11 protein-coding genes and 1 pseudogene are annotated in these 11887 nt (G+C 75.4%); 4 read left to right on the top strand and 8 right to left on the bottom strand.

All coding sequences use genetic code 11. The features are described 5' to 3' along the window. Positions 1–114: 114 nt before the first annotated feature. The 8 genes from BGK67_RS30785 to BGK67_RS30750 all read right to left on the bottom strand — a co-directional run bounded on the left by BGK67_RS30785 (position 115) and on the right by BGK67_RS30750 (position 8585). Positions 115–2277 (bottom strand): xanthine dehydrogenase family protein molybdopterin-binding subunit, encoded by a 2163-nt coding sequence (locus BGK67_RS30785; protein WP_069923136.1) that lies wholly within the window; start codon positions 2275–2277, stop codon positions 115–117. Between the two features lie 8 nt (positions 2278–2285). After that, positions 2286–3302 carry an FAD binding domain-containing protein gene (locus tag BGK67_RS30780; RefSeq protein ID WP_069923135.1) on the bottom strand — a complete coding sequence of 339 codons (1017 nt, stop codon included), beginning with the start codon at positions 3300–3302 and terminating at the stop codon, positions 2286–2288. Next, the gene (locus tag BGK67_RS30775) at positions 3299–3838 is read right to left on the bottom strand and encodes a (2Fe-2S)-binding protein (RefSeq protein WP_069923134.1); all 540 of its coding nucleotides are present in this window, start codon (positions 3836–3838) and stop codon (positions 3299–3301) included. The genes BGK67_RS30780 and BGK67_RS30775 overlap by 4 nt, the downstream gene beginning before the upstream one ends. Before the next feature lie 282 nt (positions 3839–4120). Continuing rightward, a complete protein-coding gene (locus BGK67_RS30770; RefSeq protein WP_069923133.1) occupies positions 4121–5107 on the bottom strand; it encodes an NAD-dependent epimerase/dehydratase family protein in 987 nt (328 codons plus the stop codon). 427 nt (positions 5108–5534) lie between these two features. Continuing rightward, positions 5535–6971 (bottom strand): L,D-transpeptidase, encoded by a 1437-nt coding sequence (locus BGK67_RS30765; protein ID WP_069923132.1) that lies wholly within the window; start codon positions 6969–6971, stop codon positions 5535–5537. Positions 6972–7391: 420 nt separating this feature from the next. Continuing rightward, the gene (locus tag BGK67_RS30760) at positions 7392–7868 is read right to left on the bottom strand and encodes an SRPBCC family protein (protein ID WP_069923131.1); all 477 of its coding nucleotides are present in this window, start codon (positions 7866–7868) and stop codon (positions 7392–7394) included. Continuing rightward, positions 7865–8206 carry an ArsR/SmtB family transcription factor gene (locus BGK67_RS30755; protein ID WP_069923130.1) on the bottom strand — a complete coding sequence of 114 codons (342 nt, stop codon included), beginning with the start codon at positions 8204–8206 and terminating at the stop codon, positions 7865–7867. Before BGK67_RS30755 ends, BGK67_RS30760 begins: the two co-directional genes overlap by 4 nt. 4 nt (positions 8207–8210) lie before the next feature. Further along, the gene (locus tag BGK67_RS30750; RefSeq protein WP_069923129.1) at positions 8211–8585 is read right to left on the bottom strand and encodes a VOC family protein; all 375 of its coding nucleotides are present in this window, start codon (positions 8583–8585) and stop codon (positions 8211–8213) included. Positions 8586–8797: 212 nt separating this feature from the next. On the opposite strand from BGK67_RS30750, the gene BGK67_RS30740 reads away from it, so the two are divergent. From BGK67_RS30740 to BGK67_RS30725, 4 genes and pseudogenes are all read left to right on the top strand, one after another. After that, positions 8798–10264, top strand: a complete 1467-nt coding sequence (locus BGK67_RS30740; protein ID WP_141754092.1) for an ankyrin repeat domain-containing protein — start codon at positions 8798–8800, stop codon at positions 10262–10264. Between the two features lie 51 nt (positions 10265–10315). After that, positions 10316–10693, top strand: a complete 378-nt coding sequence (locus BGK67_RS30735; RefSeq protein WP_069923127.1) for a VOC family protein — start codon at positions 10316–10318, stop codon at positions 10691–10693. A gap of 70 nt (positions 10694–10763) precedes the next feature. Continuing rightward, a pseudogene (locus BGK67_RS30730) lies at positions 10764–11104 on the top strand (mannosyltransferase family protein); the annotation flags it as partial. A 29-nt stretch (positions 11105–11133) separates the two neighbouring features. Further along, positions 11134–11877, top strand: a complete 744-nt coding sequence (locus BGK67_RS30725; RefSeq protein WP_069923125.1) for a tyrosine-protein phosphatase — start codon at positions 11134–11136, stop codon at positions 11875–11877. The last annotated feature ends 10 nt before the right edge of the window (positions 11878–11887 follow it).

The raw sequence follows: 11887 nt of genomic DNA, 5'->3' as shown, positions 1-11887 counted from the left end.
CCGCCAGCCCTCCGGCCCCCGCGTTCCGGCGGGGGCACGGCCCGAGCCCGGGCCGTGACGCCCCGGTGGGAGCGGGCGGCCGCCGCGGTGCGCGCCGGGCCGGCCGGCGGGTTCTCAGCCGCTCTCCGCGGCGGAACCGCCCGGCCCCGCCGTCGGGGCCGCCGTGAGGGCCGCCAGGACCCGGTCCGGGGTGAGGGGGAGGTCGCGCAGGCGCCGGCCGACGGCGTGGCACACGGCGTTGCCGATGGCGGCGGCCGTGCCGACGATGCCGATCTCGCCGATGCCCTTGCTGCCCATCGGGTTGAGGTGCTCGTCGTGCTCGTCGATCCAGCCGACCTCGATCGCGGGCACGTCGGCGTGGACCGGCACGTGGTAGGCCGCCAGGTCGTCCTCGGCGAAGCCGCCGTGGACGGGGTCGACCGTACTGCGCTCCGTCAGGGCCATGCCGAGGCCCATCACCATGGCTCCGGTGAACTGGGAGCGGGCCGTCGCCGGGTTCAGGATGCGCCCGGCCGCGAACACGCCGAGCAGGCGGCGTACCCGCACCTCTCCGGTGACCGTGTCGACCCGGACCTCGGCGAAGTGGGCGCCGAAGGAGTGGCGGGCGTACGGGGACCCCTTCTTGACCGCCTCCGTGGTGTCGGCCGACGCCGAGATCCCCTCGGCGGGCAGGGCGCCCCGGTGGCCCGCGAGCCGGGCGGCCAGGGCGGTGCAGGCCTCGTGCACCGCCCAGCCCCAGGAGGCCGTTCCGCAGGATCCGCCGGCGAGGGTGGCCCGGGGCAGGTCGGTGCTGCCGATGGCCACCGTCACGGCGTCCAGCGGGACCGCAAGGGCGTCGGCCGCCACCTGGGCGAGGACGGTCCGGGCGCCGGTCCCGATGTCGGTGGCGTTGATCTCGACGAGGTGGCTGCCGTCGGGCCGGGCGTGCGCCCGGGCGGCCGAGGGCGAGATGTACACGGGATACGTGGCCGCGGCCACCCCGACGCCGTGCAGGAACGGTCCGTCCCTGCGCGGCGTGCGGGACGCCGTCCAGCCGAAGCGGGCCGCACCCTCCCGCAGGCACTCCACGAGGTGCCGGCTGCTGAAGGGGCGGTCCGTGTCGGGTTCGAGGGCGGGCTCGTTGCGGACGCGCAGTTCGACCGGGTCCATTCCCAGCGCGTCGGCCAGTTCGTCCATGGCCGACTCCAGGGCGTACATGCCCGGTGCCTCGCCCGGGGCGCGCATCCACGAGGGGGTGGGAACGTCCAGGGCGACGGCCCGGTGGAGCGTGCGGCTGTCCGGTACGGCGTACATGACGCGGGCGGGGACGGCCGCCTGTTCGACGAACTCCCTGACGCGGGAGGTGTGCGTGGTGGCCTCGTGGACGAGTGCGGTGAGCGTGCCGTCGGGGCGGGCGCCGAGGCCGATGCGGTGCAGGGTCGGCGCGCGGTGTCCGACGACGGCGGGCAGGTGGCGCCGGGGCAGGGCGAGCTGGACGGGGCGGCCGAAGCGGCGGGCGGCCATCGCCGCCAGGACGACGTGCGGGCGCGGGGTGCCCTTGCTGCCGAATCCGCCGCCGACGTGTTCGCTGACGACCGTGATGCGGTCCTCGGGCAGGCCGAACAGCGAGGCCAGTGCCGTACGGACGGCGCCCGCGCCCTGGCTGGAGTCCCACACGGCCAGGTGCTCGCCGGCCTCGTCCCAGGCCGCGGTGGCGGCGTGCGGCTCCATGGGGTGGTTGTGCAGGGGCGGCACGGAGTAGGCGCAGTCGACGCGTACGGGTGCGGCGGCGAGGGCCGCGTCCGGTTCGCCCCGCTCCCTGAGGGCGGGGTGGCCCCCGTTGACCTCCTCGGGCGTGTAGGCGCCGGGATGGCCGGCGCGCAGGGTGCCGTCGTGTTCCTCGGTCGCGTAGTGGATCCGCAGGGCTTCGGCGCCCGCCCTGGCCCCTTCGAGGGTCTCGGCGACCACGAGCGCCACGTACCAGCCGCGGTGCGGGACCTCGGTGCTCTGCAGCACCTGGAGCACGGGGTCGTCCGAGGGGCCCAGGCGGGGCGCGTCGGCCGCCGTGAGCACGCCCAGGACGCCGGGGATCTCCAGGCAGGGGCCGGTGTCGAAGGCGGTGACGCGGCCGCGGGGCACCCCGGCGGGGACCGGCCAGGCGTGGACGCGGCCGGGCGGATGGTGGTCGGTGGCGTAGCGGGCGGCGCCGGTGACCTTCTGGGGGGCCTCGGAGCGCACGGCGGAGGTGCCGAGGACGGAGTGCGGGCGTCCGGGGCGTCGGGGGTGGTCGGGAGGCATTGCTGCTCCTACGGGGTGCGGGGCTGTCCGTCCTGCGCCTGCCGGGCGAGCGTGGCGAGTGCGTCGCACGCGAGGTTGCGGGCGAGCGTGACCTTGTACGCGTTGTCGCGGAGGGGCCGGGCCTGGGCCAGTTCCGCCTCGACGGCCTCCCGCACGGCCTCGGCCGTGGGCTCGGTGCCGGTCAGCCGCGCCTCGGCCGTGGCGGCCCGCCAGGGCGCGTGGGCGAGGCCGCCGAAGGCGAGGGCTACCCGGTGTACGCGCCGGCCGTCGGGGCCGAGTTCGAGTACGGCGGCCACCGAGGCCAGGGCGAAGGCGTAGGAGGCCCGTTCGCGGGCCTTGCGGTAGAGGGAGACGGCGCCGGGCGCGGCGGCGGGCAGCAGGACCGCGGTGACGATCTCGCCGTGCCGCAGCACGGTGTCCTGCTCGGGCCGGTCGCCGGGCAGCCGGTGGAAGGCCGTCGCGGGCACGGTCCGGGCGCCCTCCTCGCCGTGCAGCTCGATCTCGGCGTCGAGGGCGGCGAGGGCGACGGCCATGTCCGAAGGGTGGGTGGCGATGCAGTGCTCGGAGTGTCCCAGGACGGCGTGGTCGCGGTGGACCGCGTCGCGGGCGGCGCAGCCGGTGCCGGGTTCGCGCTTGTTGCAGGCCGCGGCGACGTCCTGGAAGTAGGGGCAGCGGGTGCGTTGGAGCAGGTTGCCGCCGGTGGTGGCCGCGTTGCGCAGTTGCGCCGACGCTCCCGCGAGCAGGGCCTGGGTGAGGGCGGGGTGGCGCGAGCGGACGAGGGGGTGGGCCGCGACGTCGCTGTTGCGGGCGGTGCCGCCGATGCGCAGGGCTCCGCCGGGGAGTTCCTCGATGCCGGCGAGGGGCAGCCGTGCGAGGTCGACGAGGGTGCCCGGGCGTTCGACGCCGCGTTTCATGAGGTCCACGAGGTTGGTGCCGCCGGCGAGGTATCGGGAGCCGGGCAGGCCGGCGTGGGCGGCGGTGGCCTCTTGGAGGGTGGCCGCGCACACGTAGGCGAAGGGTTTCACGTGGTCACGTCCCGTACGGCGTCGACGATGCGGGGGTAGGCGCCGCAGCGGCAGAGGTTGCCGCTGAGCCGTTCCCGGATCTCGTCGGCGGTCAGCCGCACGGGGGACGGATCGGCGAGGGCTTCGGCGGGTGTGGCGTGCGACGGGTGACCCGCGGCGGCCTCTTCGACGGCCCCGACGGCGGAGCAGAGCTGGCCGGGGGTGCAGAACCCGCACTGGAGGGCGTCCCGGTCGATGAAGGCCTGTTGCAGCGGGTGCAGGGATCCGGAGGGGTCGGCGAGCCCTTCCACGGTGGTGACGTGCGCGCCGTCCTGCGCGACGGCGAGCAGCAGGCAGGCGTTCACCCGGCGCCCGTCGAGCAGGACGGTGCAGGCGCCGCACTGGCCGTGGTCGCACCCCTTCTTCGCGCCGGTCAGGCCGAGGCGTTCGCGCAGGGCGTCGAGCAGGGTGACACGGTGGTCGAGCCGCAGGACGTGTTCCGCGCCGTTGACGCGGAGCGTGACGGAGGAGGCGGTCGCCTCGGTTGCACTGGCCACCGCCGGCTCCCTTCGGCTGGATGGACGTCTCGGCTGGATACGACGTCGCCGTACCCGTCCGTCGTATCCCGCCGCGCGCCCGACGGCCACCGTGCCACGCGGAGACCGCCCGCCCCGCCCCCCGATCTTCCATCGGTCGGCCCCGCCGGCATGGCGCACGGCAACCGGGGCAGGGGCCCCACACGGGGCGCGGCCTGGCCACCCGGCCGCGACGGGGTCGCGTCCCGGCGGTGGGCCCTGACGGCGGGCCCGGCCCGCGGCCCCGCCGGACCGGACCCAGGCCTAGCCCAGTGCGGTCAGGAGTTCGCGTTCGCGGGACGGGGTGAGGCCTGCACGGCGGGGGCGGTTCAGGCCTGCTGCGCGTTCCCAGGCGAGGGTGTCCGCCAGGAGGGCCCGGCGCGGGCGGTGGTGGAGGCCGGCGGCCTCTGCGGCGGCGCCGCTGCGGGCGCAGAACCCGGCGTATTCCGGGTCCCCCATCCACATGGCGAGCGACTCCGGGCCCATGAACTCCCCCACCCCCTGTCCGAGCAGCCAGTCGCGGCCGGCCGGCACCACCGGGCCGGTGTGTCCGCCGATCTCCCGCGACAGGGCGACCCACTCCCCCAAGGGCACCTGCGGGCCGACCGCGTCGTACGTGCCGGTCGTCTTCTTCTCGGCGCAGTCGAGCAGCCACGCGGCGAGGTCGCGTACGTCGACCGCCTGGGTCGGCACGTCCAGCGGGTCCGGCACCAGCATCGGCGCGAGCGGCTCCCGGGCCGCGCGGCCGACCCAGTAGCCGGTCCGGCCGCTGTGGTCGCCCGGCCCGCCGATCAGTCCGGCCCGCGCGATGAGGAGCCGGTCGCCCACCGCGGCCGTGGCGGCCTGCTCGCAGGCCACCTTGGCCTGCCCGTACTCCTCGCGGCCGAGCTCGTCCGCCTCGGCGGCGGGCAGCAGTTCGGCCGTCTCGTCCGCGCCCGGCCGCGCGTGCGAGGCGTACGCGCTGACCGAGGAGACGTAACTCCAGTGGCCGGCCCGTCCGCCGAGTGCCTCCAGCGCGCCGCGGACGAAGCCGGGCTGCCAGGACACCTCCACCACCGCGTCCCAGTCCCGTCCGGTCAGGCTCTCGTACGCGATCGCCTCGCGCCGGTCCGCGGCCACGAGCGTGACGCCCTCGGCGACCTCGCCGCTCTCGCCGCGGGCCAGGCACGTCACCCGGTGCCCGCGGGCCACCGCCTGCCGCGAGATCTCGCGGCCCACCCATGCCGTTCCGCCCAATACCAGGATGTCCATCCGCCCACCCCAGCACGGGCGGTGGGGATCTGCCCAGGGGCTTTCGCCGAGAGCACACCCCCGGCGCACCGGCTCCGCTCAGGCTTCGCCCAGCATCGCCCGACCGTCGAGGAGGCGCCCGCCCCGATGTCCCGGAAGCCGGTGCGTTCCAGCAGCGCCGGGATCAGTGCGACGGGCCGCGCGTGATCGCCCGCCTGCTGCCGGGAACCGTCGGTGCGCCGGAGCCGTACGGTCAGCCGCTCGCCCGGACCGCAGGCCTCGCCCGGGCCGCCGATGCGCAGCGAGGCCTACGCAGTCCGTGCCCGTGCAGTCCGGGTCGGTGACCGAGCCGACGGGACGGCTCCCGGAAGACGGAGGGGGAGCCGGGGAGCCGGTCCGTGGCCGCGTCCACCGCCGCGAGGGCCTGCGCGCCCTCGCGGCGGGCGGGTCAGGTGGTCGGATGCAGGCGGGCCGGTGCGAGCGGCGCCGCACCGTGCCGGCGCGCGTCGGCCGTGGCCAGGGCGCTGCCGGCCAGCCAGCTCGCCCAATCCAGGTTCCAGTCGCCGAAGCCGTTGTCGAAGGGGGCCATCATCTCGCCGCCGCTGTTGACCACTTCGACGATGTCGCCTTCGCGCACCGTCTCGAAGAACCAGGCGGCGTCCTCGGTGCTCATGCCCGTGCAGCCGTGGCTGACGTTCGCCTGGCCCTGCGCCTCGACCGACCAGGGCGCGGCGTGGATGTACTCGCCGCTCCACGTCACCCGGGTCGCGTAGCGCACGGGCAGGTCGTAGAACTCCTTGGTGCCGCGCTTGATCCCGACGCTGTCGCCCCGCATGCGGACCTTGGACTCCTTGCGCAGCACGACCTTGATGCCGGTGCGCGTCCTGAACCCGGGCTTCCCGGTGGTGACCGGGATCGTCCTGATGACCCGTCCGTTGCGGCGTACGGTCATCTCGTGCGCGGCGGAGTCGGTGATCGCCTCGATCCGGTCCCCGACGGTGAACTCCAGCGGCTCGGAGGGGCCGCCGTAGCCGAGGTCCCCGAGCTCGACCCCGTCGAGGCCGCTGCGCACGCGGACCACGGTGTGGGCGGGCCAGTAGGTGCGCGGCCGGTAGTGGAGCGTGGACGGGCCGACCCAGTGCCAGGCGCCCTCGACCTGGGGTTCCGAGGTCACCTGCAGGGCCTGTTCGACCCGTTCGCGGGCCAGCGGGTCGTCGGCGGGCACCGGGCGGCTGAGGTCCGCGGTGACGATCTCCCCGGCGCCGTACGTCCCGGGGCGGGGCCCGAACTCGGCCGTCAGCCGGCCTCCGTCGGCGGGCGGTGCGGTCCGGAAGGCCATGGTCACGCCGACCGGGGTGCCGCCCGCGTCCTGGGCTCCGACCTGCACGGTGTACGTCTCGCCCGCCCGCAGCGGCTCGGTGTTGAGCCAGTGCCCGCCGTCGGGGCCGAGCTCCCCGGCCAGATGGCGGCCGTGGCCGTCGGTGACGGTGACGTCGGTGAGGCGTCCCGGTTCCACGAGGGTGATCTCCAGCGGGGCGCCGGCGTCGGTGGGCAGCGCGTCCGCGCGGGCGTCGCTCGAGGGGTCCCCGAGGGTGGGCGTCCGCAGGACGGTGCCGTTGCCGCGGGCGGTGGCCCGGACCCGCTCCTCCCGCCAGCCGCCGCACAATCCGGGCCGTGAGGTGTGCACGGCGCAGCGGCCGACGCCCGTCCGTCCGCCGTCGTCCACCGCCCGGCCGACCAGCAGGGTGACGGCGGCCTCCGCCGCCGCGCGCCCGGCCCCGTGCTCCGCGGCGTCCGCGTCGGACGCCCGGCCCGGCGCCGCCGCGGCCACCAGCACGGCTCCCGTCACGGCGGCCACCACGCGCCACGCCTTGGTCAGTTGCATTTCGTTGCCCTCCCAGATCGCACACGGCCGGATGGCAGTATCAAAACGATCGGGAGCCAAAATGATGATCATGAACTCGGCTCTGCGGCCGAACGGGCACCCCAAGTGAACTCGTACGGAGCACACACCCGGCCGTTCGGCCGTCGCAATCGGGGGTGCGCGGCATCTGGGCATCCGCCTTGCCACGGCTCCGGCGCCTGCGCGACGACCACGCCCCGGCCCCCTTCGCGTTCGAGCGGGCCATCGGCGCGACGTCGCGCGGTCCGGGGCCCCGGCAGGTCAGAGGGCCGTCCCGGAAGCACCGCCCGGCCGCCCGCTCGACGTCCTGGAGCAGGGGCGGTTCGTCCGGGCGTGCCGCTCGTATGCGCATGGGCGCGTTGTCGGGGCAGAGCCGCCCGGGGGCACCCGGTTTTCCGGCGGTCAGGTCCGTTCGAGCACGGCGCGCAGGGCGTCCGTGACGTGGCTGCGCCAGCCTCCGCCCATGATGGTGCGGGCCCTCATCTGGGCCGGGTCGTCCGGGTCGAAGCCCTCGTGGACGAGGAAGAGCCGGGTGCCGCGGCCTTCCGGTTCGAGCGTCCACGTGATGGTCCAGTCGGCCCGCCCGGCGTCGGGGGCCGCGGAGGCGTCCCGCCAGCGGACGGCGAGCATCCGCCCGGTCTCGTAGGCCAGCACCTCGCCCGCGGTCGTCCCGGAGTAGCCCGTGTTCGGGCGGGGCGGCGAGGTCATCGTGTAGCGGTGGCCGACTTCGAGGCGGAAGTCGCAGGGCATGAGCCACTGGGCGATCAGGTCGGGCTCGGTGAGGGCGCGCCAGACCTTGGCGGGCGGGTGCGGCAGGAACTGGTCGACGCGGACCGTGGTGAGATCCTCGTCGGTGCCCTGGCCGGAGGCTGAGGTCATGTCTCATCCTCGGGCAAGCGGTCGAGGAGATCGCCCAGACCCTTGAACCTCTCGCGCCAGAACCGCTCGTACGGATGGAGCCAGTCCTGTACGTCGGCCAGCGGCGCGGCCTCGAGGCGGTAGATGCGCTGCCGGCCGGCGCGTTCCTCCGAGACGAGCCCGGCCTCCCGCAGCACCTTCAGGTGCTCGGAGAGGCTGGGTCGGCGCATGTCGAAGTGGTCGGCGAGGGACTGGACGGGCTGCGGGCCGCGCTCGCGCAGCAGCCGCAGGACTTCCCGGCGGGTGCCGTTGGCGAGAGCGGCGAACACGCGGTCCTCGGCGACACCCGTCGTCGTCATGGCGTCAGAAGCCTTCCTTCTCCGTCAGCAGCATCAGCTCGTTGCCGTCGAGGTCGCGGAAGCCAACCATCCGCCCCCAGGGGGCCTCGTCCGGACCGGTCACCTCGACACCGGCCGCCGCGAGCCTCGCGCAGTCGGCGTCGACATCGGCCGTGACCAACATGATCCCCCGGGCGGAGCCGGGCGTGAAATCGCCCATCCCCGGGCCGGACAGCGTGAAGACGGTCTGTGCGCCTTCGGGGGCGACCTGCAGCCAGCGTCCGGGTCCGACCGGGCGGTCGGCGCGGACCTGGAAGCCGAGTACGCCGGTGTAGAAGGCGAGGGCCCGGTCCTGGTCGGCGACGGGGAGGGTGACGAAGGAAGTGTGCGTGATGTTCATGAGCCCACGATAGGTAGGTGTTTCCCTACGCGTTAAACGTAGGGGATTTCCTACCTGTGGTGGGGACGGACCGTCGTTATGATCACCGGCGGCAGGGCCGTAGCGCAGAGGTCGTCGCACCTGGCCTGCACAGCCGGAGGACGTCGGTTCGAATCCGACCGGCCCCGCCACCCTTCCGCCGCATCCCCTCCCACCTCGAAGGGTGCTGACTCGTGAGCCGAGAACCGCTGGTGGGCGGGGTCCCCGCGGAGGAGCTCGCCGTATGGCACCAGGTACGGCGCTTCGCCGTACCCGGCTGGATGATCGAGAGCGCGACCGGGGCCCGGCTCGCCGGCGACTGGCGCGAGGCCTGCGCGGTGGCGGCCGTGGACATCGCGCTCGACCCCGCGCGGATCGGGGCTTCGCACGGCGGCGCCGTACGGGCCGCGGTCGAGGCCGACCTCGCGCACCTGGCTCCCGACCTGCTGCGCTGGCACCTGCCGCGGGCGCTCGCGGCGGGCACGATGCTGATGGGGGGCCGCACCGTCGTCCTCGCCCGCCACGGCGGGCGCGGGCCCGGCTCCCGGGCGGGCGCGCCGGCCGCCTGCCTGGTCGTCCGCACCCCCGCCCGGGACGCTCCGCAGCGGCTGGTGCTGGACTTCGTGGCCGCCGACGACCCCGGTCTGCGGCGCGAGTACCTCGTCGACGACTGGACCGCCTTCCGCCACTTCTGGGACGCCCGGCGCGCCCCGGAGCTGCGCGCCTGGTGCGGGGGCGACGCGGGGCGGCTCCCGTTCTTCCTCGCGGACGGCACTCCGCTCGGGCCCGGGGAACTGCCCGACACCGACCCCGGCCCCGCCGACCCCGTCGCGCGGGAGGAGTGGATCGCCGTCCTCCAGGCCCGCGGGGACACCGTGGCCGCCTTCGCGGCCGCGGGGGTGGAGACCGACCTGGCCACCTGGGGGCCGCCCTCCCCATGGGGAGGACCGCCACCCGAGGCCGTGATCACGAAGCTGCCCCTGGACCTGCCCCGGATCGTCCGGGAGGTGCGGCGCCTGAGGGCAGCGGGGGACGCCGCCCGGTTCCGGATACCGGGCGCGTACCGCGGCGACGTCCTGCTCGAACCGGCCGGCCCGGGAGCGCACGCCGGCCTCCGCGCCCATGCCGGCGCGCCGTACGCGAGCACGGGCGTGCCCACGATCCCGGGCACCGTGTGGCGCCGCCTGCCCGACCTCCAGCTGGTCCGCACCGGCCGCCTCACCCCGGAAGAGCTCCATCCGCTGGTGGCGGCCGCCCTGTTCCCGGCCTCGGGCACCGCCTGCGGGCCGCCCGGCCCGCCCGCCGTCCTGGAGCCGGTACGGGTCAGGTGCGGGGGCGAGTGGCACCTGGTCGGCTTCCGGGACGGGGAACTTCGCATTCCGCACAGCCCGCGGGAGCAGCAGCGCGAGCAGGCCCTGCTGGCCTTCGGCGGCGCCGTCTCCGGCTGCTTCGCCGTCCGGCGGGCGTGGGCCACAGGCCGGGGGCAGCTGCCGCGCGCCCTGCGGCCGCTGCGCCGGGAGGCCTTCGAGCGCGCGCGGCACGGCGACGCCCCGGGGATCGCCGCCCTGCTGGCCGCCGGGCTGGACCCCGCCGTCCGGGACACCGAGACGGGCCGCTCGCTCGCGGAGGTGCTGGGCCCTCTCGCCCCCGAGGCAGGCTGAAGCCGCCGGGAGGAGACTGGGAGGGGGGCCGACGCGGTGACGGGAGCAGTCATGTTCCAGGAGAGCAAGGCGTTCAGCGGATTCTCGGTGGACGACATCGGGAAGGCCGAGGAGTTCTACGGCGGGACGCTCGGCGTGCGGGTCTCGGAGGAGAACGGCATGCTCGTCCTACACCTCGGCGGCGGCGGCACCGTGCTGGTGTACCCCAAGGACGACCACCGGCCGGCGGAGTTCACCGTCCTCAACTTCCCGGTGGACGACGTCGAAGAGACCGTGGACGCGCTCACGGCCCTCGGGGTCACCTTCGAGCGCTATCCCGGCTTCGACTCCGACGACAAGGGCATCGTCAGGGGCCAGGGCGAGGGCATGCCGACGATCGCCTGGTTCAAGGACCCGGCGGGCAACGTCCTGTCCGTACTCGGCGAGTAGCGCGCCGCGGGGGTTCGGCCCGGCACTGTGACGGCACTCACACGATTTCCCGCAGGTCCGTGTCGACCGGAACTGGCCCGCCGCCGGAGCAGTGACCTCGTTCGTGGCGGGCGGGGTCGCCGTTCTGGCGCTGGCGCGCATCGCCCGCCACCACCTCCCCCACCCGGACGCGGGACGCCGTGCGGTGCTCTTCCTCCTGTTCTCGCCGTGCGCCGTGTTCCTCGCCGCCGGCTACACCGAGGCGCTGTTCCTGGCCCTGGCCCTGCCCGCCTGGCTCGCCGCCCTGCGCCGGAACTGGCCGGCCGCCGCGGTCCTGGCCGCCTTGCCTGCTCCGTACGCACCGGACTCTTCCTCGCGGCCGCGCTGGTCCTGCACTTCGTACTGACCGCCCGGGACCGCCGGGCCCGTCGCGTGCCCGCGGCTCGGCATACAGTGCCGCTGTGGACAGACACATACACTTCGACCGGCTGCACAACTTCCGTGATCTGGGCGGCTATCCGGCCGCGGACGGCCTCTCGGTGCGCTGGGGCCGGCTGTTCCGCTCCGACTCTCTGGGCAAGCTGCGGGACGGCGACTGGGAGCGGTTCCTGGAACTCGGCATCGGGGCGGTCATCGACCTGCGGTACTCCTGGGAGATCGAAGCGAAGGGGCGGGTGCCCGAGCACCCGTCCCTCGCCTACCACCACCTCAGCATCGAACACCGCCCGTACGACCAGGCGGCCCTCGGCCCCGGCGTGGAGACCGGCCCCTACCTCACCGAGCGGTACATGGAGGTGGCCCACGACGGCGTCGGCGAACTGCGCACGGCCCTGCGGGTGATCGCCGCCCAGCAGGGCCCGGTCGCCTTCCACTGCGCGTCCGGCAAGGACCGCACCGGGCTGCTGGCCGCGGTGGTCCTGGCCCTGCTCGGGGTCTGCGAGGAGGTCATCGTCGAGGACTTCGCCCTCACCGGCCTCGCGACCGACCGGCTGCTCGCCGACTGGCGGGCGGACCACCCCGGCCAGGAGCCCGGCTGGCCGGGGTTCGGGCAGGCCCCCGCCGAGGTGATGCGCCTGTTCCTCGCCGCCCTGACCCGCGAGCACGGATCCGTACGGGCCTACGCGGCGGGCCTGCTGGGCGCGGACGACGCCCTGGTCGCGACCCTGCGCGCCAACCTGCTCGAACCCGCCCGGCAGAACACATGAGGACCCTCGG

This window comes from Streptomyces subrutilus, assembly GCF_001746425.1.
In the GTDB taxonomy this organism is placed as follows: domain Bacteria; phylum Actinomycetota; class Actinomycetes; order Streptomycetales; family Streptomycetaceae; genus Streptomyces; species Streptomyces subrutilus_A.
Note: the sequence above shows the minus strand (reverse complement) of the source record. Positions and strands in the feature narration are given on the sequence as shown.